This window comes from Enterobacter sp. CC120223-11, assembly GCF_900215375.1.
Taxonomy (GTDB): Bacteria; Pseudomonadota; Gammaproteobacteria; order Enterobacterales; family Enterobacteriaceae; genus Scandinavium.
In genome coordinates, this window is record NZ_OBEF01000003.1 from 342,795 (window position 1) to 369,076 (window position 26,282).

Annotated in this window: 27 protein-coding genes, 1 tRNA gene and 1 other annotated feature; of the genes, 16 read left to right on the top strand and 12 right to left on the bottom strand. The window is 51.7% G+C overall.

The annotated features are described in order from the left end of the window. Positions 1 to 4: 4 nt before the first annotated feature. From fnlA to ugd, 7 genes are all read left to right on the top strand, one after another. The gene (fnlA, locus tag CRO87_RS05655) at positions 5 to 1,039 is read left to right on the top strand and encodes a UDP-N-acetylglucosamine 4,6-dehydratase/5-epimerase (RefSeq protein ID WP_097161988.1); all 1,035 of its coding nucleotides are present in this window, start codon (positions 5 to 7) and stop codon (positions 1,037 to 1,039) included. Position 1,040: 1 nt separating this feature from the next. Next, entirely contained in the window at positions 1,041 to 2,144 is a 1,104-nt protein-coding gene (locus CRO87_RS05660; protein WP_097161989.1) for an NAD-dependent epimerase/dehydratase family protein, read from the top strand. Then, positions 2,141 to 3,271 (top strand): non-hydrolyzing UDP-N-acetylglucosamine 2-epimerase, encoded by a 1,131-nt coding sequence (wecB, locus tag CRO87_RS05665; RefSeq protein WP_097161949.1) that lies wholly within the window; start codon positions 2,141 to 2,143, stop codon positions 3,269 to 3,271. The genes CRO87_RS05660 and wecB overlap by 4 nt, the downstream gene beginning before the upstream one ends. Next, positions 3,271 to 4,485, top strand: a complete 1,215-nt coding sequence (locus tag CRO87_RS05670; protein WP_097161950.1) for a glycosyltransferase family 4 protein — start codon at positions 3,271 to 3,273, stop codon at positions 4,483 to 4,485. The genes wecB and CRO87_RS05670 overlap by 1 nt, the downstream gene beginning before the upstream one ends. Then, positions 4,472 to 4,879, top strand: coding sequence for a WbuC family cupin fold metalloprotein (locus CRO87_RS05675; RefSeq protein WP_097161951.1), 408 nt, complete (start codon positions 4,472 to 4,474; stop codon positions 4,877 to 4,879). The genes CRO87_RS05670 and CRO87_RS05675 overlap by 14 nt, the downstream gene beginning before the upstream one ends. A gap of 128 nt (positions 4,880 to 5,007) precedes the next feature. Then, the gene (gene gndA / locus CRO87_RS05680) at positions 5,008 to 6,414 is read left to right on the top strand and encodes an NADP-dependent phosphogluconate dehydrogenase (RefSeq protein ID WP_097161952.1); all 1,407 of its coding nucleotides are present in this window, start codon (positions 5,008 to 5,010) and stop codon (positions 6,412 to 6,414) included. Positions 6,415 to 6,645: 231 nt separating this feature from the next. Then, positions 6,646 to 7,812 (top strand): UDP-glucose 6-dehydrogenase, encoded by a 1,167-nt coding sequence (gene ugd / locus CRO87_RS05685; RefSeq protein ID WP_097161953.1) that lies wholly within the window; start codon positions 6,646 to 6,648, stop codon positions 7,810 to 7,812. A gap of 68 nt (positions 7,813 to 7,880) precedes the next feature. Here the strand turns inward: ugd and CRO87_RS05690 are convergent, their stop codons facing one another. Further along, entirely contained in the window at positions 7,881 to 8,885 is a 1,005-nt protein-coding gene (locus tag CRO87_RS05690) for an NAD-dependent epimerase (RefSeq protein WP_097161954.1), read from the bottom strand. Positions 8,886 to 9,123: 238 nt separating this feature from the next. Here CRO87_RS05690 and wzzB point away from each other — a divergent pair, with 238 nt between their 5' ends. Continuing rightward, a complete protein-coding gene (wzzB, locus tag CRO87_RS05695) occupies positions 9,124 to 10,128 on the top strand; it encodes an LPS O-antigen chain length determinant protein WzzB (RefSeq protein WP_097161955.1) in 1,005 nt (334 codons plus the stop codon). A gap of 63 nt (positions 10,129 to 10,191) precedes the next feature. Here wzzB and hisIE read toward each other — a convergent pair whose 3' ends face one another. The 9 genes from hisIE to hisL all read right to left on the bottom strand — a co-directional run bounded on the left by hisIE (position 10,192) and on the right by hisL (position 17,394). Further along, positions 10,192 to 10,788 carry a bifunctional phosphoribosyl-AMP cyclohydrolase/phosphoribosyl-ATP diphosphatase HisIE gene (gene hisIE, locus CRO87_RS05700; protein WP_097161956.1) on the bottom strand — a complete coding sequence of 199 codons (597 nt, stop codon included), beginning with the start codon at positions 10,786 to 10,788 and terminating at the stop codon, positions 10,192 to 10,194. Next, positions 10,785 to 11,558: an imidazole glycerol phosphate synthase subunit HisF gene (hisF, locus tag CRO87_RS05705; RefSeq protein ID WP_097161957.1), complete on the bottom strand. Its 774-nt coding sequence runs from the start codon at positions 11,556 to 11,558 to the stop codon at positions 10,785 to 10,787. Before hisF ends, hisIE begins: the two co-directional genes overlap by 4 nt. Further along, the gene (hisA, locus tag CRO87_RS05710; protein WP_097161958.1) at positions 11,540 to 12,277 is read right to left on the bottom strand and encodes a 1-(5-phosphoribosyl)-5-[(5-phosphoribosylamino)methylideneamino]imidazole-4-carboxamide isomerase; all 738 of its coding nucleotides are present in this window, start codon (positions 12,275 to 12,277) and stop codon (positions 11,540 to 11,542) included. Before hisA ends, hisF begins: the two co-directional genes overlap by 19 nt. Beyond that, positions 12,277 to 12,867, bottom strand: coding sequence for an imidazole glycerol phosphate synthase subunit HisH (hisH, locus tag CRO87_RS05715; protein ID WP_097161959.1), 591 nt, complete (start codon positions 12,865 to 12,867; stop codon positions 12,277 to 12,279). The genes hisA and hisH overlap by 1 nt, the downstream gene beginning before the upstream one ends. Next, a complete protein-coding gene (hisB, locus tag CRO87_RS05720) occupies positions 12,867 to 13,934 on the bottom strand; it encodes a bifunctional histidinol-phosphatase/imidazoleglycerol-phosphate dehydratase HisB (protein ID WP_097161960.1) in 1,068 nt (355 codons plus the stop codon). Before hisB ends, hisH begins: the two co-directional genes overlap by 1 nt. Continuing rightward, on the bottom strand, positions 13,931 to 14,992 hold the full coding sequence (hisC, locus tag CRO87_RS05725) for a histidinol-phosphate transaminase (RefSeq protein ID WP_097161961.1): 1,062 nt from the start codon (positions 14,990 to 14,992) through the stop codon (positions 13,931 to 13,933). The genes hisB and hisC overlap by 4 nt, the downstream gene beginning before the upstream one ends. After that, positions 14,989 to 16,293 carry a histidinol dehydrogenase gene (gene hisD, locus CRO87_RS05730; RefSeq protein ID WP_097161962.1) on the bottom strand — a complete coding sequence of 435 codons (1,305 nt, stop codon included), beginning with the start codon at positions 16,291 to 16,293 and terminating at the stop codon, positions 14,989 to 14,991. Before hisD ends, hisC begins: the two co-directional genes overlap by 4 nt. A 6-nt stretch (positions 16,294 to 16,299) precedes the next feature. Further along, entirely contained in the window at positions 16,300 to 17,199 is a 900-nt protein-coding gene (gene hisG / locus CRO87_RS05735; protein ID WP_097161963.1) for an ATP phosphoribosyltransferase, read from the bottom strand. 45 nt (positions 17,200 to 17,244) lie between these two features. Then, positions 17,245 to 17,368, bottom strand: a sequence feature (His leader region). Continuing rightward, entirely contained in the window at positions 17,344 to 17,394 is a 51-nt protein-coding gene (hisL, locus tag CRO87_RS22275) for a his operon leader peptide (protein ID WP_101706263.1), read from the bottom strand. Its footprint overlaps the feature before it by 25 nt. Before the next feature lie 176 nt (positions 17,395 to 17,570). Here hisL and CRO87_RS05740 point away from each other — a divergent pair, with 176 nt between their 5' ends. The 4 genes from CRO87_RS05740 (at position 17,571) to CRO87_RS05755 (ending at position 20,986) form a co-directional block, all read left to right on the top strand. After that, positions 17,571 to 18,389, top strand: coding sequence for an SDR family oxidoreductase (locus CRO87_RS05740; protein ID WP_097161964.1), 819 nt, complete (start codon positions 17,571 to 17,573; stop codon positions 18,387 to 18,389). Between the two features lie 39 nt (positions 18,390 to 18,428). Further along, entirely contained in the window at positions 18,429 to 19,346 is a 918-nt protein-coding gene (locus CRO87_RS05745) for a LysR substrate-binding domain-containing protein (RefSeq protein WP_097161965.1), read from the top strand. A gap of 229 nt (positions 19,347 to 19,575) precedes the next feature. Beyond that, positions 19,576 to 19,638 carry a membrane protein YoeI gene (gene yoeI, locus CRO87_RS22280; RefSeq protein WP_101706264.1) on the top strand — a complete coding sequence of 21 codons (63 nt, stop codon included), beginning with the start codon at positions 19,576 to 19,578 and terminating at the stop codon, positions 19,636 to 19,638. Beyond that, on the top strand, positions 19,628 to 20,986 hold the full coding sequence (locus CRO87_RS05755; protein WP_176504261.1) for an APC family permease: 1,359 nt from the start codon (positions 19,628 to 19,630) through the stop codon (positions 20,984 to 20,986). Before yoeI ends, CRO87_RS05755 begins: the two co-directional genes overlap by 11 nt. A 63-nt stretch (positions 20,987 to 21,049) precedes the next feature. Here the strand turns inward: CRO87_RS05755 and sbcB are convergent, their stop codons facing one another. After that, a complete protein-coding gene (gene sbcB / locus CRO87_RS05760) occupies positions 21,050 to 22,474 on the bottom strand; it encodes an exodeoxyribonuclease I (RefSeq protein WP_097161968.1) in 1,425 nt (474 codons plus the stop codon). Between the two features lie 186 nt (positions 22,475 to 22,660). Between sbcB and dacD the strand changes: the two genes are divergently transcribed. The 4 genes from dacD (at position 22,661) to CRO87_RS05780 (ending at position 26,090) form a co-directional block, all read left to right on the top strand. Then, entirely contained in the window at positions 22,661 to 23,827 is a 1,167-nt protein-coding gene (dacD, locus tag CRO87_RS05765; protein WP_097161990.1) for a serine-type D-Ala-D-Ala carboxypeptidase DacD, read from the top strand. A 129-nt stretch (positions 23,828 to 23,956) separates the two neighbouring features. Beyond that, on the top strand, positions 23,957 to 24,430 hold the full coding sequence (gene sbmC / locus CRO87_RS05770) for a DNA gyrase inhibitor SbmC (protein WP_097161969.1): 474 nt from the start codon (positions 23,957 to 23,959) through the stop codon (positions 24,428 to 24,430). Positions 24,431 to 24,531: 101 nt separating this feature from the next. Further along, positions 24,532 to 25,590 (top strand): FUSC family protein, encoded by a 1,059-nt coding sequence (locus CRO87_RS05775; RefSeq protein ID WP_097161970.1) that lies wholly within the window; start codon positions 24,532 to 24,534, stop codon positions 25,588 to 25,590. A gap of 164 nt (positions 25,591 to 25,754) precedes the next feature. After that, the gene (locus CRO87_RS05780) at positions 25,755 to 26,090 is read left to right on the top strand and encodes a DUF496 family protein (protein WP_097161971.1); all 336 of its coding nucleotides are present in this window, start codon (positions 25,755 to 25,757) and stop codon (positions 26,088 to 26,090) included. A gap of 112 nt (positions 26,091 to 26,202) precedes the next feature. On the opposite strand, the gene CRO87_RS05785 is transcribed toward CRO87_RS05780, so the two are convergent. After that, positions 26,203 to 26,278: transfer RNA gene (locus CRO87_RS05785), tRNA-Asn, on the bottom strand. Between the last annotated feature and the right edge of the window lie 4 nt (positions 26,279 to 26,282).

The following is a 26,282-nucleotide window of genomic DNA, read 5'->3' on the forward strand; positions in this document are numbered from 1 at the left end:
AAACATGTTTTCAAATAAAATATTACTAATCACTGGTGGAACTGGTTCGTTTGGTAACGCAGTTTTAAATCGCTTTCTTGATACCGATATTAAAGAAATTCGTATATTTTCCCGCGATGAGAAAAAGCAGGATGATATGCGCAAGAAATATAATAATCCTAAACTCAAGTTCTATATCGGTGATGTTCGAGACTATTCAAGTGTATTGAATGCGTCGAGAGGGGTTGATTTTATTTACCATGCCGCCGCACTCAAGCAAGTCCCATCTTGCGAATTCCATCCAATGGAAGCAGTTAAAACCAATGTGTTGGGTACTGAAAATGTGCTCGAGGCAGCAATTGCAAATGAAGTGAGCAGGATTGTTTGCCTAAGTACAGATAAGGCTGTTTATCCTATCAATGCAATGGGTATCTCCAAAGCAATGATGGAGAAGGTGATTGTTGCCAAGTCTCGCAACGTTGACCCGAGTAAGACAGTTATTTGTGCAACGCGTTATGGTAACGTCATGGCATCGCGAGGATCTGTTATTCCACTGTTTGTGGATCTGATTCGTAGTGAGAAACCTATTACTATAACTGACCCAAATATGACACGATTTATGATGACGTTAGAAGACGCTGTCGATCTTGTGCTGTATGCGTTTACGCATGGTGATAACGGTGACATTTTTGTTCAGAAGGCCCCAGCAGCGACTATCGAAACATTAGCTATCGCTCTGAAAGAGCTTTTGGATGTACCTGCGCATCCTATCAATGTCATTGGTACCAGACACGGCGAAAAGTTGTATGAAGCTCTGTTAAGCCGTGAGGAGATGGTTGCTGCTGTAGATATGGGGGATTACTATCGTGTGCCACCAGATTTGCGTGATCTTAACTACGGTAAATATGTAGAGCAGGGTGATAAGCGAATCTCAGAGGTTGAAGATTATAACTCTCACAATACTGAACGTCTTGATGTTGAAGGGATGAAGAAGTTATTACTCAAGCTTCCTTTCGTTAATGCTTTACGCGCAGGCCAGCCTTACGATTTGGATGCATGATATGAAAATTCTGGTAACTGGAGCAGAAGGATTTATAGGTCGTAACCTTTGCTTGCGATTAGAAGAATTAGGTCGTCATGACATAATTAAAATTGACCGTTCAAGTACCGAAAGCGAACTGAAAGCTGCAGTTACATCTGCAGATTTTATCTATCATCTTGCCGGGGTGAATAGGCCAATTAGTGACGAAGAGTTTGGCGCTGGTAATCATCTGTTGACTCAACGCATTGTTGATATTTTAAAGGAATGTAATCTCCAGACCCCAATAATGTTAAGTTCTTCTATTCAGGCTACTTTCAATAATAGTTACGGCCTTAGCAAGGCTGCTGCAGAAGATGCTGTTTTGAATTATGCTAATTCAAATCAGGCACAGCATTATATTTATCGTTTTCCTAATGTATTTGGGAAATGGTGTAGGCCAAATTACAATTCTTTTGTTGCTACTTTTTGCAACAATATCGCTTCAGGTTTAAATGTTGTTATCAATGATACTAATGCACCAGTTACGCTTGTTTATATTGATGATGTTTGTTCTGAATTAATTGATTTGATTGATGGAAAAGAAAGTGGGTATCGGACAATATCTATTCAATACCAGACTACAGTTGGTGAAGTAGCTAATATTCTCCATTCTTTTAAAGATAGTCGCGATAACTTGACTACCCCGCAAGTTGGTACAGGCCTTGTCAGGGCTCTTTATTCAACATATCTGAGCTATTTGAAACCAGAACAGTTTGGCTATTCCATTCCTTCATACAGCGATCAGCGTGGCACTTTTTGTGAGATGCTGAAAACTAAGGACTCAGGACAATTTTCATTTTTCACTGCCCATCCAGGTATCACTCGGGGAGGTCATTACCATCACTCGAAAAATGAAAAGTTTTTGGTGATTCAAGGAGATGCTACGTTCAAGTTTGAACATGTAGTTACCGGTGAAAGATATGAGCTAAAGGTTAGTTCTGGTGAACATAAAGTTGTTGAGACTGTTCCCGGATGGACTCACGATATAACTAATACCGGAACAAATGAGCTGATTGTAATGCTTTGGGCAAATGAAATTTTTGATAAAAATGCACCGGATACTATAGCGAGATCTTTAGCATGAAGAAATTAAAAGTAATGTCTGTTGTCGGTACCCGTCCTGAAATTATTCGCTTGTCGCGTGTTTTGGCAAAACTTGATCAGCATTGCGAACATATTATTGTCCATACAGGACAGAACTATGACTTCGAGTTGAATGAAGTTTTTTTTAACGACCTAGGCGTTAGAAAACCAGATTATTTTTTAAGTGCTGCGGGTAAGAACGCAGCGACTACCATCGGACAAGTAATCATTAAGGTTGATGAAGTTCTTGAAGAAGTTAAGCCTGATGCGATGCTAGTCTTAGGTGACACCAACTCTTGCATTTCAGCCTTGCCAGCAAAACGTCGTAAAATTCCTATTTTCCATATGGAAGCTGGTAATCGCTGTTTTGACCAACGCGTTCCAGAGGAAACCAACCGTCGAATCGTAGATCATACAGCAGATGTTAATCTAACCTACAGCACAATTGCACGTGATTATTTATTGAGCGAGGGGCTACCGGCTGATCGTGTCATAAAAACTGGCAGCCCAATGTATGAAGTTCTTTCTCATTATATGGATCAAATTGATAGTTCTGATGTGGTTGAACGTTTAGGACTTGAGAAAAATAATTTTTTTGTTGTCAGCGCACACCGTGAAGAAAATGTAGATTCACCTAAACAGTTAGAAAAATTAGCATTGATTCTTAACACTATTTCGGAGAAGTATGATGTCCCTGTGATTATTTCTACTCATCCAAGAACCCGTAACAGAATTGAGGCTGCTGGTATTGTTTTTCATAAAAACATACAACTACTTAAGCCTTTAGGTTTCCATGATTATAATAATTTGCAGAAAAACTCAAAGGCCGTTTTATCCGATAGCGGTACCATCACTGAAGAATCATCAATCATGAACTTCCCCGCGATTAATATTCGTGAAGCCCATGAAAGACCCGAGGGTTTTGAAGAGGCTTCAGTTATGATGGTTGGGCTGGAAGTTGAACGCGTATTGCAGGCTTTATCAATTCTTGAGATTCAACCACGTGGCACTGAACGTTTGCTACGCCAGGTTGCTGATTACAGCATGCCAAACGTCTCTGATAAAGTGGTGAGAATTATCCATTCTTATACAGATTATGTTAAGAGAGTGGTCTGGAAAGAGTATTAATGAAACTTGCTCTTATAATCGATGATTATTTGCCCAATAGCACGCGGGTGGGGGCTAAAATGTTCCATGAACTCGCAGTTGAGCTTCTTCAGAATGGTCATCAAGTTACGGTTATTACACCTGAGATAAATGCCAGTCAGTGTTTCAGTACTGATAATATTGATGGCGTCGAAGTTTGGCGCTTCGATAGTGGACCGATTAAAGATGTGTCTAAATATCAGCGTGCGATCAATGAAACATTGCTATCATTTAGGGCGTGGCGTTCGCTTAAATCAAAGGTTAATGAAAACACTTTTGATGGGGTTATTTACTATTCTCCCTCAATTTTTTGGGGGAGATTAGTTTATAACATTAAGAAAAAGTGTGGATGTCCCGCTTATCTTGTCTTGCGCGACATGTTTCCTCAGTGGGTAATAGATGCCGGTATGCTTCGAAGTGGTTCTTTGCTGGATAAGTATTTTCGCTTTTTTGAGCAATATTCTTACGAACAGGCCGATGGTATTGGTTTGATGTCTGATAGAAATCTTGAATTATTCCAATCTCAGAACAGAACTCTACCCTGCGAAGTGCTGAGGAATTGGGCTAGTCTCACTGCCCATGTCTCTTATGAAGATGAAAGCACATCTTTTCGTAAGCGTCTTAATTTGCATGATAAAACGATTTTCTTCTATGGCGGGAATATCGGTCATGCTCAAGATATGGCAAATCTGATGCGTCTCGCTAAAAAGATGCAAATCCATCCCCAGGCTCATTTTTTATTTGTTGGGCAAGGCGATGAAGTTGATTTGATCAATCGCCTCGCAACTGATTGGAAATTATCGAATTTTTCCTATCTACCGTCCATCAACCAGCAAGAGTTCAAGCGCTTACTCAGCGAAGTAGATGTTGGACTTTTCTCACTGTCTGCCAATCACACTTCGCATAACTTTCCAGGAAAATTATTAGGCTACATGGTCCAGTCGTTACCCATTTTAGGAAGTGTCAATGAGGGTAATGACTTGATGGATATAGTTAATGCGAATCAGGCAGGGTTTATTCATTTGAATGGGCAAGATGGTGCTCTCTTTGCTTCAGCTGAACGTTTACTCCTTGACCAAAGCCTGCGCTCCACTATAGGTGAAGGTGCTTATGAGTTGTTGATTAATCAGTTTTCCGTCCACTCAGCAGCCCAAGCTATACAAAATAAATTAGGAGCAAGTAATGCGCTTAATTGATGATATTAAACTTAATGCATTATTTGAGGATGCTCAGAGTTCAGTACGTAAAAGATCACATCTACTCTTACATTCTGATCATAATGAGAAAGTTCAGCGGCTGGTCATTGTGCTTGTGAAAGGTAGTTATGTTGAGCCTCATTATCATGAACTACCTCATCAATGGGAAATGTTTGTTGTTTCGGAAGGTTGCGTTCAAATTACACTCTATACCGCCGAAGGTGAGGTTCAATCAACATTCCTTGCAGGTCCTGGTACCGACACTGCCATCGTTGAATTTTCGCCCGGGGATATACATAGCGTAGAATGCATGTCGGAAAGGGCTGTCATGATTGAAGTCAAAGAGGGGCCTTTCGACCCTCAGTTTGCTAAGGCGTCACCTGATTGGGCATAAGGCGATCAGTTAACAACGGTAATAAGCCACCAAATGCTACCCAAGTTGATGGTACCTGAGTTAACATCTTCCCCACATTCCAAGCCGCGCGCACCCTGCGCGGTGACCACACCTGACAGGAGTATGTAATGTCCAAGCAACAGATCGGCGTCGTCGGTATGGCAGTGATGGGGCGCAACCTGGCGCTCAACATCGAAAGCCGTGGTTATACCGTCTCCATCTTCAACCGCTCCCGTGAAAAAACTGAAGAAGTGATTGCCGAGAACCCTGGCAAGAAACTGGCTCCTTTTTACACGGTGCAGGAGTTCGTCGAGTCTCTGGAAACACCACGCCGCATCCTGTTAATGGTGAAGGCGGGCGAGGGCACGGACAAAGCCATCGAATCACTTAAGCCTTACCTGGATAAAGGCGACATCATCATTGAAGGCGGCAACTCATACTTCCCGGACACTGTTCGCCGTAACCGCGAGCTGTCAGCCGAAGGCTTCAACTTCATTGGTACCGGCGTGTCCGGCGGTGAAGAAGGCGCGCTGAAAGGCCCATCTATTATGCCTGGCGGCCAGAAGCACGCCTATGAGCTGGTTGCTCCAATCCTTACCAAAATCGCTGCTGTTGCAGAAGACGGTGAGCCATGCGTGACCTATATCGGTCCGGACGGTGCGGGCCACTACGTGAAGATGGTTCACAACGGTATTGAATATGGCGACATGCAGCTGATTGCTGAAGCCTATTCTCTGCTGAAAGGCGGCCTGAAGCTTTCTAACGAAGAGCTAGCTCAGGTGTTCACCGAGTGGAACAACGGCGAGCTGAACAGCTATCTGATTGACATCACCAAAGATATCTTCACCAAGAAAGATGAAGAAGGTACATACCTGGTCGATGTGATCCTCGATGAAGCAGCTAACAAAGGCACCGGTAAGTGGACCAGCCAGAGCTCCCTGGATCTCGGCGAGCCGCTGTCTCTGATTACCGAATCCGTGTTTGCTCGTTACATCTCCTCTTTGAAAGACCAGCGCGTTGCGGCTTCTAAAGTGCTGAGCGGTCCGCAGGCTAAGCCAGCGGGTGATAAAGCCGAATTCGTTGAGAAAGTGCGTCGTGCGCTGTATCTGGGCAAGATTGTTTCCTACGCTCAGGGCTTTTCTCAGCTGCGTGCGGCTTCCAACGAGTACAACTGGGACCTGAACTACGGTGAAATCGCGAAGATCTTCCGTGCAGGTTGCATCATCCGTGCTCAGTTCCTGCAGAAAATCACCGATGCCTATGCTGAAAATGCCGACATCGCGAACCTGCTGCTGGCGCCATACTTCAAGAAAATCGCAGACGACTACCAGCAGGCGCTGCGTGACGTTGTGGCTTACGCTGTTCAGAATGGTATTCCTGTACCAACGTTCTCTGCTGCTATCGCTTATTACGACAGCTACCGCGCAGAAGTCCTGCCTGCCAACCTGATTCAGGCGCAGCGTGACTACTTCGGTGCTCACACGTACAAGCGTACTGATAAAGAAGGCGTGTTCCACACAGAGTGGATGGAGTAATCGGATTTATTCCGTTGACTCAACAAGGCCCGGGGTTAATCTCCGGGCTTTTTTTATCCAGAGGTTGCTCAAACACTCGAAGTAGTCTGAATATCACTTCAACAATACCCCAATTCACAGGCTTCGCCTTGACAGTGCCTCGACGCAAGAGGTAAAAACCCCCTCAGCTATTACTTCTCACGATGGCCCTGACGCCATCATTGCCCGGTTAACTGAAAAAAGTTGCGTCTAATGAAAATTACAATTTCCGGTACAGGTTACGTCGGCCTTTCAAACGGCATTCTGATTGCCCAGCACCACGAAGTGGTAGCGCTGGACATCGTGCAGGCCAAAGTTGATATGCTCAATCAGAAGAAGTCGCCGATTGTCGATAAAGAGATTGAAGAGTACCTGGCGACTAAGCAGCTGAACTTCCGCGCTACGACAGATAAACAAGACGCGTACCGCGATGCGGACTACGTCATTATCGCCACGCCGACCGATTACGATCCTAAGACCAATTACTTCAATACCTCCAGCGTTGAGTCTGTGATCCGTGATGTGACTGAAATCAATCCGAATGCGGTGATGATCATCAAGTCGACTATTCCGGTTGGCTTCACCAACGAGATTAAAGAACGTCTCGGTATCGACAACGTCTTCTTCTCGCCAGAATTCCTGCGTGAAGGGCGTGCCCTCTACGACAACCTGCATCCATCACGCATTGTGATTGGTGAGCAGTCTGAGCGTGCCGAACGTTTTGCGGCGCTGCTTCAAGAAGGGGCTATCAAAAAAGACATCCCGACGCTGTTCACTGATTCAACGGAAGCGGAAGCGATCAAGCTGTTCGCCAATACCTACCTGGCGCTGCGCGTGGCCTACTTCAACGAACTGGACAGCTATGCGGAAAGTCTGGGGCTGAACTCTCGCCAGATCATTGAAGGCGTTTGCCTCGACCCGCGTATCGGCAATCACTATAACAACCCATCATTCGGCTACGGCGGCTACTGTCTGCCGAAAGATACCAAGCAGCTGCTGGCAAACTACGAATCCGTGCCTAATAACATTATTGGTGCGATTGTTGATGCTAACCGAACGCGCAAAGATTTTGTTGCGGACTCTATCCTGGCCCGTAAACCGAAAGTGGTGGGCGTGTATCGTCTGATCATGAAGAGCGGTTCTGACAACTTCCGTGCATCCTCCATTCAGGGGATTATGAAGCGTATCAAAGCCAAAGGTGTGCAGGTCATCATTTACGAACCAGTGATGCAGGAAGATGAATTCTTCCACTCACGCGTGGTGCGCGACCTGGATGCATTCAAGCAGGAAGCTGACGTCATTATCTCCAACCGTATGGCGAAAGAGCTGGATGACGTGGCGGAGAAAGTTTATACCCGCGATTTATTCGGCAACGACTGATACATTTTCGGATGCACAAAAAAGGCCCTCAATGAGGGCCTTTCTCGTTTTTGGAATTAGCTACCGAATCAGACGTTGTAAAAGCCGCGGTACCAGTCAACGAAGTTTTTCACGCCGTCCTTCACTGAGGTTTCCGGCTTAAAGCCAGTGACGGCTTGCAGAGGCTGCGTATCGGCGCTGGTCTCCAGAACATCGCCTGGCTGAATCGGCATCATGTTTTTGACAGCTTCAATGCCCAGCGCTTCTTCCAGCGCGGTGATGTAATCCATTAGCTCCACCGGAGAACTGTTACCGATGTTGTAGACGTGATAAGGGGCTGAACTGGTGGCCGGGGAGCCTGTTTCAACCGTCCACTCTGGATTTGCCTGCGGAATAACGTCCTGCAGACGGATAATAGCTTCCGCGATGTCGTCGATATAGGTGAAGTCACGCTTCATTTTACCGTGGTTATAGACGTCGATAGGTTTGCCTTCGAGCATCGCTTTGGTGAACTTGAACAGCGCCATGTCCGGGCGGCCCCATGGGCCATACACGGTAAAGAAGCGCAGGCCGGTGGTCGGCAAACCATACAGATGCGAATAGGTGTGCGACATCAGCTCGTTGGCTTTCTTGGTGGCGGCGTACAGCGACACCGGATGATCGACTGAATCATCAGTGGAGAAAGGCATTTTGCGGTTCAGGCCGTAAACCGAGCTGGACGAAGCATACAGAAGGTGCTGAACCTTGTTGTGGCGACAGCCTTCCAGCACGTTCAAATGGCCAATCAGATTGGCATCGGCGTAGGCATGTGGGTTTTCCAGGGAGTAACGGACGCCCGCCTGGGCGGCCAGGTGAATAACCCGGTCAAAATTCTCGTCGGCAAACAGGGCTGCCATAGCTTCGCGGTCGGCAAGATCGATTTTATGGAAGCTGAAACCTGGCTTTTGCAGCAGATCGAGACGCGCCTGTTTCAGGCTGACGTCATAGTAGTCGTTGAGATTATCGATCCCGACAACCTGATGACCCGCCTGCAGAAGACGCTCACTGACGTGGAAGCCGATAAAACCGGCCGCGCCGGTAACCAGGTATTTCATCTTAATTCCTCAAATACTGACCATAAAATCGCCATGTCGCGACGGGTACAACTGAAAGCAAAATCATACCGTTAGCTGGCGAAAAAAGATAATCGTTATCTACAATTAGCGTAGCCCGTTTTTTCGGTTAATTTCGTCGGATTCGGGCATTATTCTTATAGTAATTCTGATGGGCGTAAGTAGACTATCCGCCCTTGTGGGCTTTTCTGAAGTTTTCTTTAATGCGGTTAAGGTTGGTATGACTCAGGACAATTATAAAAGCAACTCCGGTCAGCGTAGCGAGCCGGAGCAGATTGATCTTATCGATTTGATTGTGCAGATCTGGCGTGGGAAGGTCACCATCATCGTGTGTGTGATTGTAGCCATTCTGCTTGCAGCAGGTTATCTCATGGTTGCTAAGGAGAAATGGACCTCCACAGCAATTATCACGCAACCGGATTCAGGGCAGGTTTCCGGATACTCTAACGCAATGAACATCCTCTATGCTTTAAGCGCACCTACTATCGGTACCATCCAGCAGGATTTTATCACCCGCTTTAACTCTTCTTTCTCAGCACTGTCCGAATCCCTGGATAACCAGGAAGAGCCGGAAAAACTGGATATCGAAACGGCTGTGAAGGGGCAGAACCTGCCGCTTCGTGTTTCATACACAGCCCCGTCAGCTGAAGAGGCGCAGAAAACGCTGGCGCACTATATTCAGCAGGTGGATGAAGGGGTTGCAAAAGCGGTGGGCGGCGATCTCAAAGCGAACATCGACGCCCGCAAAGAAGCCCTTGAGCAGTCACTGACTACTCAGGAGAAAGTGGCTACCGAGCAGAAAGCGTTACGTATCGCGCAGATCACTCAGGCGTTGACCATTGCCGAGCAGTCGAAGATCAAGATGCCGCAGGTTCAGCAGGCCGATCAGGTTTCGCAGGACACCATGTTTATGCTGGGCAGCGATGCACTCAGCGCGATGGTGAAAAACGAATCCACGCGTCCGTTGACGTTCCCGGACAGCTATTATCAGACGCGCCAGACCCTGTTCGATATCGAGAATCTGATGAGCGGTGACAATAAAGAGGAACTGAAGCCTTCGAACATCCACGCTTATCGTTACGTCATGAAGCCAACTTTGCCTATCCGTCGTGACAGCCCGAAACGTGCGATTATCCTTGTCCTTTCCATGCTGCTGGGCGGTCTGGTCGGAGCCGGTATCGTGTTGGGCCGCAACGCACTGCGTAATTACCAGCCTAAAGCCTAAACGTTTTAGACAATAAAAAACCGGGCCCTGTTATGAGCCCGGTTTTTTTACGCCTGCTGAGTGCTATTGATGACGTTTACGCAGATTCTCAATCACCGTGGTTAAATCCAGGTCCTGATCCTGCAGCAGCACCAACAGGTGATACATCAGGTCAGAGGCCTCGTTTGTCAGCTCATGGCGATCGTTCACGGTAGCGGCCAGGGCGGTTTCCACGCCTTCTTCACCTACTTTCTGCGCGATACGTTTAGTTCCGCTGGCGTACAGTTTTGCGGTATAGGAGCTTGCCGGGTCGGCCGTTTTGCGCTCTGCCAGCAGTTGCTCCAGCTGATAAAGGAAGAGCCACTGGTGAGACGTTTCGCCAAAGCAGCTTGAGGTGCCTTTGTGGCAGGTCGGGCCGATTGGGTTGACCAGCACCAGCAGCGTGTCGTTGTCACAGTCTGGGGTAATACTGACAACGTTCAGGAAGTTACCGGAGGTTTCCCCCTTGGTCCACAAACGCTGTTTTGTGCGGGAATAAAATGTGACCTTTCCGCTTTCCTGCGTTTTTGCCAGCGCGTCCTGATTCATGTAGCCCAGCATCAGCACTTCACCGGATACCGCGTGTTGCACAATGGCGGGCATCAGTCCGTCGGTTTTTTCCCAGTCCAGTTGTTCTGTCATACCCTGATCTCCACGCCCTGAGTCGCCAGGTACGCTTTTAATTCACCAATATTAATGATTTGTTTGTGGAAGACGGAGGCCGCCAGCGCGCCATCCACGTCTGTATCACGGAAGGCTTCCAGGAAGTGCTCCATCGTGCCTGCCCCGCCAGAGGCAATCAGCGGCACGTGGCAAACTTCTCGCATTTTTTTCAGCTGCTGCAGGTCGTAACCGTTACGCACGCCATCCTGATTCATCATGTTCAGGACAATCTCGCCTGCGCCACGTTTCTGTACTTCCTGAACCCAGTCGAGGGTTTCCCACTGCGTGACCCGGGTGCGGCTTTCATCGCCGGTATATTGATTGACGTGATATTTGCCGGTTTCAGCATCAAACCAGGTGTCAATCCCGACCACGATACACTGCACGCCAAAGCGGTCGGCAAGCCGGGTGATAAGCTCCGGATCTGCAAGAGCAGGGGAGTTCACCGAGATTTTGTCGGCACCGAAAGAGAGAATTTTTGCTGCGTCATCAACCGACTTGATGCCGCCCGCCACGCAGAAAGGAATATCAATCACTTCCGCCACGCGGGACACCCAGCTTTTATCGACCACGCGGCCATCGCTGGAGGCGGTGATGTCATAAAACACCAGCTCGTCTGCGCCTTCCTCGGCATAGCGTTTTGCCAGCGGCACGATATCACCGATGATTTCGTGGTTGCGGAACTGAACGCCTTTCACGACCTGGCCATCGCGCACGTCAAGACAAGGAATTATCCGTTTTGCCAGCATTGGATGGCCTCCGTTACGTTAAATTTTCCTTCCAGTAACGCGCGTCCGACAATCACGCCACGCACGCCGGTTCCGCGTAAAGCGGCGATATCGTCCAGGCCACCAATGCCACCAGAGGACTGAAATGCAACCTGAGGATAGCGCGCGCAGACTTCTTCATAGAGCGACACGTTGGAGCCAGCCAGCGTACCGTCGCGTGAAATGTCGGTGCAAAGCACGTGCTGCAGGCCAACGGTCAGATAAGTCTCCACCAGTTGCTCCAGCGTGACGCCGGAGTTTTCCTGCCAGCCGCTGATCGCCACCTGTTTGGTGCCTTGCTCGTCAATGCGCACGTCGAGTGCCAGCACCAGTTTTTCTGCACCGAAGCGCTCAAACCAGCCTTTTACTGTTTCAGGCGATTTCACCGCGGTTGAACCTATAACAACGCGTGCCACGCCAGCATCCAGCAGTGCCGCCACGTCCTCTTCGGTGCGAATCCCGCCACCAACCTGAACGGGAACATCAACCCCGGCCACCAATTTTTTGAGTAATGGGATCTGTCGCTTCGCCGGGTCTTTCGCACCCGTAAGATCGACCAGGTGCAGAACTTCTGCGCCCTGAGCCGCGTACTCCTGCAGGCGCGGCAGCGGATCGTTGCCGTAGTCACGCTGCTGCCCGTAATCGCCCTGATGAAGACGGACAACGGTACCGTCAATTAAATCTAAAGCTGGAATGATCATCACATCTCCAGGAAGTTTTTCAGCAGCTGAGCGCCTGCGGCACCGGAGCGTTCCGGGTGAAATTGCACGCCGAAGAAGTTGTCTTTCTGCACGGCGGCGGTAAAGGGCTCGCCATAATTGCACTGTGCGATGGTGTAAGGATTTACCGGCATCGCGTAGCTGTGAACGAAATAGAAGTAAGCGCCATCTTCAATGCCGCGAAACAGCCTGTCGCCCGCTTTCGGATAAACGCGGTTCCAGCCCATGTGCGGCAGCGGCAGCCCATAATCAGTCATTTTCGGCACGTCCTGATCGATAATGCCAATCATGTCGACGCCGTTTGACTCCTCGCTACGTCGCCCGAGCAGCTGCATGCCAAGGCAAATGCCGAGTACAGGCTGCGTGCAGGCTTTAATCAGCCCGATAAGCTCACGCTCGCGAATCTGGTCCATTGCGGCCTGTGCGGTGCCGACGCCGGGCAGAAAAAGTTTGTCGGCACGCAGGACGACATCCGGGTCGCGGCTGACCAATGGCTCGTAGCCGTGCCGGGCAATCGCTGACTTGACCGAGTGCAGATTCGCACAGCCGGTATCAAGGATAACAACGTTCATCACAGCACTCCTTTCGAGGAGGGAAGGGTGTCGCCCTCCACGCGGATAGCCTGGCGCAGCGTGCGGCCAAAGGCTTTGAACAGACTCTCCACGCGGTGGTGATCGTTTTTGCCTTTGGTTTTAAGGTGCAGCGTCACGCCCATGGTGTAAGAAAGCGAGCGGAAGAAGTGTTCGATCATTTCGGTGCTGAGGTCGCCGACGCGCTGATAGGTGAACTCGGCGCGGTATTCGAGGTGTGGGCGGCCGGAGATATCCAGCGCACAGCGGGCCAGGCACTCATCCATTGGCAGGACGAAACCAAAGCGGTTAATGCCGCGTTTGTCGCCCAATGCCAGCTTCAGCGCTTCGCCGAGCGCCAGACCGGTGTCTTCCACGGTGTGGTGATCGTCAATATAGAGGTCGCCTTTAACGGCGATCTCCATGCGGAACCCACCGTGGGTGGCAATCTGATCGAGCATATGATCGAAGAAGCCGACGCCGGTATTGATTTTGCTGCCGCCTTCGCGGTCGAGCCATACCTTGACGTCAATCTGCGTTTCGCGGGTGTTGCGTTCCACGTGGGAATAGCGGTCGCGCTTCGTCAGCTGTTCGGTAATTTTTAGCCAGTTGAGATCGTCGCGGCTGTAGCGCAGGCCGGTAATGCCCATGTTTTGCGCCAGCGTTACGTCCGTTGCGCGGTCGCCAATCACGAAGCTGTTTGTCACGTCCATGACGCCTTCATTGAGCCACGCGGACACCATTTTTGTTTTTGGTTTACGGCATTCACAGTTGTCCGTCTCGAAATGCGGACAAATCAGCACGTCTGCGAATTTCACACCCTGGGAGGCAAACACCTGCATCATCAGATTGTGCGGGCCGTCGAAATCCGCCTGCGGGAAGCTGTCGGTGCCAAGGCCGTCCTGGTTGGTGATCATCACCAGCTGATAACCTGCTTTTTGCAGCTTCAGCAGGGAAGGGATGACTTCCGCTTCGAACGCCAGTTTGTCGAAACGATCGACCTGATAATCACTCGGCGGCTCGCTGATGAGCGTGCCGTCACGATCGATAAAGAGGAACTTCTGAGTCATACTTTCTCCGCACGAAGGGCGTCAATGACGCGCTGGCTCTCTTCGCGAGTGCCGATGGTGATGCGCAGGCAGCCGCTTAAAGAAGGTTGTTTGTTCTGATCTCGTAAGATAATGCCCTGATCCCACAAAGATTTGAAGACCGAGCTTGAGGCTGTGATGCGCGCCAGGATGTAGTTAGTTTCCGAGTCGAAGACTTGTTCAACGCACGCAATATTTCTCAGCTGGCTGACCAGGTACTGACGCTCTTCAAGGATTTGTGCGACGCGGTCGCGCATGGCGTTGATGCCCTGCGGGCTCAGCGCCTGAGCCGCAATATCGGCCACCGGCGTAGAGAGCGGATAGGGCGCAATCACCTTCAGCAGCAGCGCAATCACCTCTTCACTTGCCAGCGTAAACCCACAGCGCAAGCCTGCAAGGGCAAAGGCTTTGGAGAGGGTGCGCAGCACGACTAAATGCGGATATTCGGCAATCCAGCCGGCGAGCGTCGCCTGTGGGCAAAATTCAATGTAAGCCTCATCGGCCACCACAATGGCTCTGCCGCGCGTCATTTCCAGCAGAACGCGAATGTCCTGCGGATTGATGATTTGTCCGGTCGGGTTATTCGGACTGCACACATAGACGACTTTTACGCCGTCAAGCTTGTCACTAATCGCCTGCAAATCGAGCTGCCAGTTTTCCAGCGCGGGAACGGTGCGGTACTCAATGCCAAAAGTTTCGGCGCTGACGCTGTACATCCCATACGTTGGCGGGCAGAACAGAATGGCATCTTTGCCTGGCTCACAGAACGCGCGAATTAACAGCTCGATACCTTCATCAGCCCCGCGGCTCACTAAAACCTGCTCCGGTTTCAGTCCTGCATACTGCGCGTAGTTGTCGATAACCGCTTTTGGCTGGCACTCCGGGTAACGGTTGAGCGTTTGCTGCGAAAGATCGAATGCCACCGCCGTTGGAAATTCGTTGGCGTTCAGCCAGACGTCACCTTTGCCGCCGAGACGACGGGCAGACTGATAGGGTGTCAGTTCGCGGACGTTTTTGCGGGCTAACTCTTCAATGCTCATTTCATCTCCTTGAGGGCGGCAACGCGTAAGGTGACGGCGTTTTTGTGGGCGGTCAGGCGCTCGGCGGCGGCCAACGTTTCAATGGTGGAGGCCAGGGCAGCAAAGCCCTCTTTTGAGAGTTCCTGCACGGTCATGCGTTTCTGAAAATCGGCAAGACCCAGACTTGAACAGGTGGCGGTGTAGCCATAGGTCGGCAGCACGTGATTGGTGCCGGAGGCGTAATCGCCCGCCGATTCCGGTGACCAGTCGCCTAAAAAGACGGAGCCAGCGCTGGTGATATTGTCGACCAATGAACGCGCGTCGCGAGTCTGAATGATCAGGTGCTCTGGGCCGTACTGGTTAGAAATTGCTATGCACTGGGCTAAATCGCGGGCGACGATCAGACGGCTGGCGGAAAGTGCCTGGCGCGCAGTTTCTGCACGTGGCAGTTCGGCCAGCTGGCGCTCAACGGCTTCGGCGACGCGTGATGCCATTTCGGCATCCGGCGTCAGCAAAATGACCTGCGAGTCCGGGCCGTGTTCCGCCTGCGACAGCAAATCGGAAGCGACGAAGTCTGGTGTTGCGCCGCTGTCGGCGATCACCAGCACTTCTGAAGGCCCGGCCGGCATATCAATGGCGGCGCCGTCGAGACGCTGGCTGACCTGGCGTTTGGCTTCGGTGACGAAAGCATTGCCCGGGCCAAAAATTTTATCGACTTTCGGTACGGAGTCGGTGCCCAGCGCCAGCGCGGCAATGGCCTGCGCGCCGCCAACGTTGAAAATGTCCTGCACGCCGCACAGCTTCGCCGCATAGAGGATCTCATCGGCAATCGGCGGCGGCGAACAGAGCACCACTTTTTTGCAACCGGCGATGCGGGCCGGGGTGGCGAGCATTAATACTGTCGAGAAGAGCGGGGCGGAACCGCCGGGAATGTACAGCCCGACGGAGGCAATCGGGCGAGTGACCTGCTGGCAGCGCACGCCAGGCAACGTTTCTACATCGACGGCCTGAAGTTTCTGCGCAACGTGGAAGGTTTCTACGTTTTTTACGGCGACGGCCATTGCCTGTTTCAGCTCGTCGCTCAAACGGCTGCTGGCGGCCTCGATTTCCTGCTCACTAACTTTCAGTGCAGCGACGTCGGTTTTATCAAATTTTGCGCTGTACTCACGCAGGGCGACATCGCCGTTTGCTTTGACGTTGTCGAGGATCTCCGCCACGGTGCGGCTGATGCTTTCTGAGGCCGAAATAGCCGGGCGCATCAGCAGGTTGCGCTGCTGCTCGGGGCTGATGCTGTTCCAGTCGATGACAGTATTAAAGCTCATGGTCGGTTACTCCATCATCTTCTCAATTGGCAGCACCAGAATGGAGCTGGCCCCGAGCGCTTTCAGTTTTTCCATGGTTTCCCAGAACAGGGTTTCGCTGCTGACCATGTGCATCGCCACGCGCTGCTGATCGCCTGCCAGTGGCAGAATGGTCGGACGCTCGGCACCTGGCAGCAGGGCAATCACTTCTTCCAGGCGCTCGGTTGGCGCGTGCATCATGATGTATTTCGATTCACGGGCCTGAATCACGCCCTGAATACGGGTCAGCAGTTTGTCGATCAGCTGTTGCTTGGCTTCCGGCATCTCGCCGTCGCGCTGAATGAGGCAGGCTTTGGAACGATAAATGACTTCCACTTCGCGCAGGCCGTTGGCCTCAAGCGTTGCTCCCGTAGAGACGAGGTCGCAGATGGCATCAGCCAGACCCGCGCGCGGAGCCACTTCTACGGAGCCGTTCAGAAGACAGGATTTGAACGAGATACCTTTCTGATCGAGGTAGCGCTTTAGCAGGTGCGGATAGGACGTGGCGATGCGCTTACCGTCCAGCGCGGCCGGGCCGTCCCAGGCTTCGTCAACCGGGGTGGCGAGCGACAGGCGGCAGCCGCCAAAGTCCAGGCGACGCAGAGTGAAATAGCGCGGATCTTCGCCCTGTGCGCGGCGGGTCAGCAGCTCTTCTTCCAGCACGTTTTCGCCGATGATGCCGAGGTCAACTACGCCATCCATCACCAGGCCTGGAATGTCGTCGTCACGCACGCGCAGAATGTCGATCGGCATATTTTCTGCCAGCGCAATCAGGCGCTGAGTGTGCAGATTGATTTTTATGCCACAGCGTGCCAGCAATTCGCGTGAATCATCGCTTAAGCGCCCGGATTTCTGCATAGCTATGCGTAAACGGCTCTTGTCTGTCATTTTATTATCCTCGTATCCTGTCTGAATCACTGAAAACCTGCGTCCAAAAAAAAGCCCCCGGAAGTGCGATCTTCCGGGGGCTTTCTCTTGCGTTCTGCACCACTGGAAGATCTAACCGTCTTCCAGCACACATCGCCTGAAAGACTAGTCAGGGTGATGGTGATGATGGTGGTGTTTAAACTGAACGCTGATCATAAATTTCTCGTTGAATGCTTATGCATTTGATGCCTTTTAACCTAAACCAGTTCATCGGCTGAATGCAAGGGCTTTTTTTCATCATTAATTCATTTCATCTTCGCCAGATAAATTGTCAGTTGGCGAGGGCTGGCGTAGCCTTAACAGAGGAACGTGAACAAGTCAGGAGAACACAGATGAAAAAGGTCGCCATCGTGGGGCTGGGCTGGCTGGGCATGCCGCTGGCGCTGTCATTAACCGCCCGGGGCTGGCAGGTATCCGGCAGTAAAACCACCGTAGATGGAGTGGAAGCCGCGAGAATGTGCGGTATAGACAGCTATCTGCTGCGTCTGGATCCTCAAATGGTCTGCGACACGGACGATCTGGATGCGCTGATGAACGTCGATGCGCTGGTGATTACGCTCCCCGCACGCCGTAGCGGACCGGGCGAAGAGTTTTATCTGCAGGCTGTGCAGGAAATTGTCGACAGCGCTCTGGCGTACCATATTCCGCGCATTGTATTTACCAGTTCAACGTCGGTTTACGGAAAAGGGCAGGGCAGTATTAAAGAAACGGCACCGCGTGAGCCAATCACCTCAAGCGGTCGCGTGCTCAAGGAACTCGAAGACTGGCTGCATAATCTGCCTGGCACGTCGGTTGATATTTTGCGGCTTGCGGGGCTTGTGGGTCCCCTGCGTCATCCCGGGCGTTTCTTTGCCGGGAAATCTGCACCGGACGGGCAGCAGGGTGTCAATCTTGTGCATCTGGAAGATGTGATTGCGGCCATCACGCTGCTGCTTCAGGCACCGAAAGGCGGTCATATCTATAATCTTTGTGCGCCGGGTCACCCGTCGCGAGCGACCTTTTACCCGCAGATGGCGCGCGAGCTGGGGCTTGAGCCTCCGGTATTCAGCAACAGCGCGGAGAAAGGCCGACTGATTGACGGCAACCGCATCTGTTCTGAGCTAGGGTTTGAATATCAGTATCCCGATCCGCTGGTGATGCCGCTGGAGTAATGGTCCTGCGGTGACATCGCGTACCGTCAGGGGGCGACGATGAAACCACTGCTGGAAGTCCTCATCATTCTTGATGCGCTCGATAAGGAAGGGAGCTTTGCTGCGGCGTCGGCAAAGCTCTACAAAACGCCCTCGGCGCTGAGTTACACCGTCCACAAGCTCGAAAGCGATCTCAGTATTCAGTTGCTCGACCGCAGCGGCCATCGGGCGACCTTTACGCGCACCGGTAAACTGCTGCTGGAGAAGGGTCGAGAGGTTCTGCACACGGTGCGCGAGCTTGAAAAGCAGGCCGTCAAGCTGCACGAAGGCTGGGAGAACGATCTGGTCATCGGGGTGGACGATACTTTTCCTTTCTCTTTACTGGCTCCCTTAATTGAGCAGTTCTACGCCAACCATAACGTCACCCGGTTGAAGTTTATCAATGGCGTACTCGGCGGCTCCTGGGAGGCGCTGATCCAGGGGCGGGCGGATATTGTCGTCGGTGCGCTACGCGATCCCCCGCCGATGAGTGATTTTGGTTTTGCTCCGCTGGGCGAACTGGAGCAGATTTTTGTCGTCGCTGCGCACCATCCTTTAGCCAATGAGGCCGAGCCGCTAAGCCGCAAAACCATTAAGCGACACCGGGCGATTGTCGTGGGCGATGGCATCACGCCGGACTGCCCGGCATTTCAACAGCTGCTGGACGACCAGGAAGCAATAACCGTTTTTGATTTTAAAACCAAGCTGGAGCTGCAAATCAGCGGCCTGGGCTGCGGCTATTTGCCGCGCTACCTGGCTCAGCGCTTTATCGACAGCGGCGCGCTGGTGGAAAAGCAGGTTTCGGCCCACGTTCCGTTTGACGCGGTCTGGATGGGCTGGAATGAACAGACCGCAGGCCTCGCCAGCCGCTGGTGGCGGGATGCTGTTTTAGCAAATAGTGCTATCGCTGCCGTGTACCAGCGCAGCAGTGATGAATAATCAGACATTTATCGCAGAGAATTGTTTGATACGGCACGCAATCTCTTGTGTTTATGCGTGGAAAGGGGCAAAATGCGCGCCAGAAAAAAAAGAGTGACCGACGCAATTTAACTATGGCGTCGGTTATTTTTTTGTTTTCCAGACACTCATACAAACAAGAGGCCGGGCTTCGTACCGGATAGATACTTACTAAAAATCGACAGTTGTTGTCGCCGAGGAAATCCAAAAAATGGGGCAATTTTTTGCTTACGCGACGGTTTTCACCGTAAAGGGGAATGACCATGTCGCATAACGTTACTCCAAACACCTCTCGCGTGGAATTGCGTAAATCGCTTACGCTGATTCCGGTTGTTATGATGGGTCTTGCCTATATGCAGCCTATGACGCTGTTCGATACATTTGGTATCGTATCAGGACTGACCGATGGTCACGTCCCGACAGCCTATGCATTCGCTCTGATAGCCATCCTGTTTACTGCATTAAGCTACGGTAAGCTGGTTCGCCGCTATCCGTCCGCAGGTTCAGCCTATACCTATGCTCAGAAATCCATTAGCCCGGCGGTTGGCTTTATGGTGGGCTGGTCTTCGCTGCTCGATTATCTGTTTATGCCGATGATCAACATCCTGCTGGCTAAAATCTATTTTGAAGCGCTGGTGCCTTCGGTGCCGTCGTGGATATTCGTTGTCGGGTTAGTGGCCTTTATGACCGTTTCTAACCTGCGCAGCATCAAAACCGTTGCTAACTTCAACACCTTGATTGTGGTGCTGCAGATGGGTATCGTGGCCGTTATCGTCGGCATGATCGTCTGGGGTGTTCACAATGGTGAAGGTGCCGCAACGCTGACAAGCAGTCGTCCGTTCTGGTCCGATGGCGCGCACATCACGCCGATGATCACCGGGGCAACCATCCTGTGCTTCTCGTTCCTGGGCTTCGACGGTATCTCTTCTCTGTCTGAAGAGACCAAAGATGCAGAGCGCGTGATCCCGCGGGCTATCGTCCTGACTGCGCTGATTGGTGGTGGGGTATTTATTATTGCCTCTTACTTCCTGCAGCTCTATTTCCCGGACATCTCCCGCTTCAAGGAACCGGATGCGTCTCAGCCTGAAATCATGCTGTACGTGGCAGGTAAAACCTTCCAGTGGTGCGTGCTGATCTTCTCCAGCGTCACCGTACTGGCTTCCGGTATGGCGGCACATGCGGGCGTTTCTCGCCTGATGTATGTGATGGGTCGTGATGGCGTGTTCCCGAAAAGCTTCTTCGGTTATGTGCATCCGAAATGGCGTACTCCGGCATGGAACGTGCTGCTGGTAGGTGCCATTGCTCTGCTGGCGATCAAGTTCGACCTGGTTACCGCAACGGCGCTGATCAACTTTGGTGCGCTGGTGGCCTTCACCTTCGTTAACCTGTCGGTGATCTCCCAGTTCTGGATCCGCGAAAAGCGTAACAAGACGCTGAAAGACCACTTCAACTACCTGGTGATGCCGGTGTGTGGTGCGCTGACAGTGGGGGCGCTGTGGATCAACCTCGAAGAGAGCTCGATGGTTCTGGGGCTGATTTGGGGCGCGGTTGGCCTGATTTACCTGGCCTGCGTAACCCGTAGCTTCCGCAACCCGGTTCCGCAGTACGAAGACATCGCTTAATTCATTTGAGCAATAAAAAACCGGAGACACTGTCTCCGGTTTTTTTATGCCTGTCGTTTTGCCTCAGACAATCTCTTGTGCGTACTGATACAGCGCCTTCAACAGGGCGAGCTTCTCGCTGTTGCCTTCATACTGCCCGTAAAGCGCTTCCAGCTCCTGGGCATAGGCCTGTAAAAACTCCGGTGTGAAGACATTGCGGCGATGCTGCAACCAGCGCTGTTGCTCTGCTTCATCCAGCGTGCCGGGGAAGTTCCGCGCCCGGTAGTTGAAGAGCAGTTTTTCGATACGCTTATCGGCAAAGGTCAGATCCAAAGCGGGCAGGTTGCGCGGCTCGGTTTCCAGCAGGATTTTCATGGCGGCGCGGTCGGCGTCGCTGAAGAAGCCGTTATAGAGCTGAGTATCCACGTTTTCTGCAGGCACAAAGGGTTCTGCCTCGGCAAAAATCGCCACGACTTTGTCTCGCACTTGCGGGTTGTCGCGAAGCACTTTCAGGTTGTCCAGACAGTGCTGACGATTGATACCAAGCCGTTCGGCATCTTCCGGACGCAGCGTATTGCCCTGCGCCAGTATCGGGCATTTATTGAGGTGAACGAGTTTGACTGGCACTGCGGCTAATTCACCGAGTTCGGCTTTCGGTGTGTATAAACGCTCGCGAAGCTCATCGGCATTCAGCTCCAGCAGCGGAGTAATATCACCGGCCAGATCGACCATAATGACCGCGTTTTTGTTATCCGGATGCCACGCCAGCGGTGCGACCCAACTGGTGTTACCGCGCCAGGCACCGAACATGCCAGAAATATGCACCAGCGGCTTCATCTGCGGCACATCGATCAGCGTGGCGAGCTTGTTTTTACCTCTGTAGGTATAGAGATAATCAAACAGGCGCGGCTGCTGCGCTTTGACCAACTTCGCCATTGCAATAGTGGCATAGACGTCCGCCATTGCGTCGTGCGCGTTGCTGTGCTCGATGCCGTTAGCTTTAGTCAGATGTTCGAGTCGGAAGCTCGGCAGGCCATCGTCGTTTTCAGGCCAGTTAATGCCTTCAGGGCGCAGCGCGTAGCAGGCGCGCATCACGTCGAGCAGGTCCCAGCGAGAATTGTTGTTCTGCCAGCTCCAGGCGTAGGGATCGTAGAAATTACGATAGAAGATATTACGGGTGACTTCATCATCGAACCGGACGTTGTTGTAGCCCACCACGCAAGTTTTCGGCACCGTAAACAGATCGTGGATCCGCCGGGCAAACGCGGCCTCGTTTTCACCTTTCGCCAGCGCTTCCTGCGGCGTAATGCCGGTAATCATCACCGCCTGCGGCTGAGGAAGATAATCATCGGCGGGCTTGCAGTAAAACACTTCCGGCTCACCGATGATGTTGAAATCCGCGTCAGTACGAATCGCCGCGAACTGCGCGGGTCTGTCCAGCTGAGGACTGGTGCCGAAGGTTTCGTAATCGTGAAACAGGAAGCTGGCTTGCGATGGGGTTTCTTGCATGGTAATTCGTGGCTCGTGTGCGCATTAGCCTGCCATGGTAAACGATTTGCCCTCGCATCAGAAGCATACGCGCGATCCATGCGGCCGCGCCCGCAGAAATGTCATATTTCCTTGCAATTTAACGCTGTCAGTAAAGCGTAACTCCCGTAAAAAGAACGGGAATACGAGAACGTTGAGGATATGCTGTTGAAAGGCCGTTTGTTTATTGCTGTTTCTTTGCTCGCTTCGGGCATCTCCTGCGCACTTGCCGCAGATTACATTCCCGCACCGGTTCAACCTCCCGCCATTCAGGCTGCGGCCTGGGTGCTGATGGATTACACCACCGGCCAGGTTCTGACTGCCGGTAACGAACACCAGCAGCGCAACCCCGCCAGTCTCACCAAGCTGATGACCGGCTACGTGGTCGATCGCGCGATTGACAGCCACCGCATCAGCCCGGATGACATGGTCACCGTGGGCCGGGATGCGTGGGCGAAAGGGAATCCTGTGTTTGACGGATCTTCCCTGATGTTTCTGAAAGAGGGCGACAGGCTGAGCGTTCATGACTTAAGCCGTGGCTTGATTGTTGACTCAGGGAACGATGCCTGCGTGGCGCTGGCGGATTACGTCGCAGGCGGCCAGCCGCAGTTCGTCAATATGATGAACAGCTACGTGCAAAAGCTTGGGCTGAAGGACACCCATTTCGAAACCGTACATGGTCTGGATGCGCCGGGTCAGCACAGTTCGGCTTACGATTTGGCGGTGCTCTCCCGCGCCATCATTCACGGCGAGCCAGATTTCTACCATATGTACAGCGAAAAGAGCCTGACGTGGAATGGCATCACCCAGAACAACCGCAACGGGCTGTTGTGGGATAAAACCCTCAACGTAGATGGACTGAAAACGGGTCATACTGCCAGCGCAGGCTTCAACCTCATTGCTTCTGCGGTGGATGGTAAGCGTCGGTTGATCGCCGTGGTGATGGGGGCAGAAAGCTCAAAAGGCCGCGAAGATCAGGCCCGTAAGCTGCTGCACTGGGGCCAGCAGAACTTCGACACCGTTGAAGTGCTGCAAAATGGCAAACAGGTGGGCGTGGAGCGCATCTGGTACGGAGACAAAGAGCAGGTTAGCCTCGGCACAGATCAGGACTTCTGGCTGGCGCTGCCAAAATCCGAAGTGCCGAATATCAAAGCGAAATATGTGCTTGATAAAAAAACGCTGGAAGCGCCGATCGCGGCTCATCAGCGCGTAGGCGAAATCGAACTCTATGACGGCAAGAAAATCATTGCCCACTGGCCGCTGGTGACGCTGGAAAGCGTCGGTAAAGGCGGCATGTTCTCCCGCTTTAGCGACTGGCTGCACCATAAAGCCTGATGCCTCTTAACGCTCCCGTCCGGGAGCGTTTTACTTTCCCGTTCTGTGAAATATCGCACATACTCCATCAGGCTCGTTTGCTAGATTTTACATGTATATTTATCCAGTGTCATTATCAGTGGAGGCAGCATGGATTACAGCATCACACAGCAGCAAAAACGTGTTGTAGCAGGGTTCCATATGGTCGGGCCATGGGAGAAAACCGTCAAACAGGGATTCGAGCAGTTGGCGATGTGGGTCACTAGCCAGAAAATCCCGGCGAAAGAGTGGGTAGCCGTTTACTACGATAATCCGGATGAAGTGCCTGCAGAGAAGCTTCGCTGTGACACCGTGGTCACGGTGGCAGAAGGTTTTGCTCCCCCGGACAACAGCGAAGGCGTCATTGTCACGGAAGTGGAGGGCGGTCTTTATGCCAAAGCTGCCGCACGCGTTGTGGATCATGATTTTGCCACGCCGTGGTATCAGTTCTTCAACAGCGTGTTGCAGGACAAGGAGCATGAGCTGGCTGCCAAACCCTGCTTTGAGCTTTATCTCAATGACGGTAATCAGGATGGCTACTGGGATATTGAAATGTATGTCCCTGTTAAAAAACGGCATGTATAAGGTAAAAATACCTGTTAAATGAATGGTTTTATGCACATCCGTGATGCCAGCGGCAGAAAAACAGATACAATTGTGTTTTCTGCCCTGGCCGGAGAGCGGTTGTGCGCGCCGATAAATCACTCAGTCCTTTTGAAATTCGCCTCTACCGTCATTACCGTATCGTGCACGGTGTGCGAATTGCTCTCGCATTTATACTGACGTTTCTGCTGGTCCGCATTTTTCATGTGCCGGAAGGCACCTGGCCGCTCATCACGCTGGTTGTCCTTATGGGGCCGATCTCTTTCTGGGGAAACGTGGTTCCGCGTGCGTTTGAGCGAATTGGTGGCACCATCTTTGGCTCCGCACTTGGTCTGGTTGCGCTTAAGTTTGAGCTGATGTCGCTCCCGCTCATGCTGCTGTGGTGTGCGGCGGCGATGTTTCTTTGCGGCTGGCTGGCGCTTGGCAAAAAACCTTATCAGGCCTTGCTCATCGGTATTACCCTCTCCGTTGTTGTCGGGGCGCCAGCAGGGGATATGCATACCGCGCTGTGGCGAAGCGGCGATGTCATTATCGGTTCGTTATTGGCCATGTTGTTCACCGGCATCTGGCCACAGCGGGCCTTCCTTCACTGGCGCATCCAGATGGCGGGCTATGTGACAGAACTTAACCGTCTCTACCAGGCCGGGTTTTCGCCGAATTTACTGGAACGCCCCCGCCTTGAGCGTCGAATGCAAAAAATGCTCAACGAGGTCGTCAAAATGCGCGGCCTGATTACACCCGCCAGCAAAGAAACGCATATTCAAAAGTCCATTTTTGAAGGGATTCAAACGGTTAACCGTAACCTGGTTTGCATGCTGGAACTGCAAATTAATGCGTACTGGGCCTCGCGCGGCAGTCATTACATTATGCTCAATGCCCATACCCTGCGGGATATGCAGCAGATGACGCAGCAAACGCTGCTGACTATCGCGCATGCGCTGTATGAAGGGAATCCGCAGCCTATCCTTGCCAATAATGAAAAGCTCAACGATATCGTCGCTGAGCTACGTCAGCTGGTGAATGAATACAAAGGTGAAAATCTGTCAGAAACGCCCATGCATGGCTATGTCTGGCTGAGTATGGAGCTGGCTCGTCAGCTGGAATTGCTGTCGCATCTGATTTGCCGGGCGTTGCGCAAATAACGTCCATATGGTCACCCTTTGCCGCGTGGTTGTTTCGATTCAGCGTGGTTTAGGGTTATGATTGCGGCAGAGCAAAAACCATTGTCATTCGCGGCCGCCAGCAGTTATGTTTACCAGTAGCGGCTGCTTTACGAATCCGAATCTCAATTATCAGGGGTGTAAAAATGGAAACAACTAAGCCTTCGTTCCAGGACGTTCTGGAGTTTGTTCGTCTGTTCCGTCGCAAAAACAAACTGCAGCGCGAAATTCAGGACGTTGAGAAAAAGGTCCGTGATAACCAGAAGCGCGTACTGCTGCTTGATAACCTCAGTGACTACATCAAACCGGGCATGAGCGTTGAAGCCATCCAGGGAATCATCGCCAGCATGAAAACCGACTACGAAGACCGCGTAGACGACTACATCATTAAAAACGCGGAACTCTCCAAAGAGCGTCGTGAAATTTCTAAAAAGCTGAAGGTCATGGGCGAACTGAAAACGGCTGAACCGAAAGCCGAATAAGTCCAGGACTGGCGAATGAAGCGGTGACGGCAAAAGCCTCACCGCTTTTTTTATGCAGAGTGCAAAATGCAGAAAAGCAAAAAGCCCGCTCGAAAGCAGGCTTTTTTGAATTTGGCTCCTCTGACTGGACTCGAACCAGTGACATACGGATTAACAGTCCGCCGTTCTACCGACTGAACTACAGAGGAATCG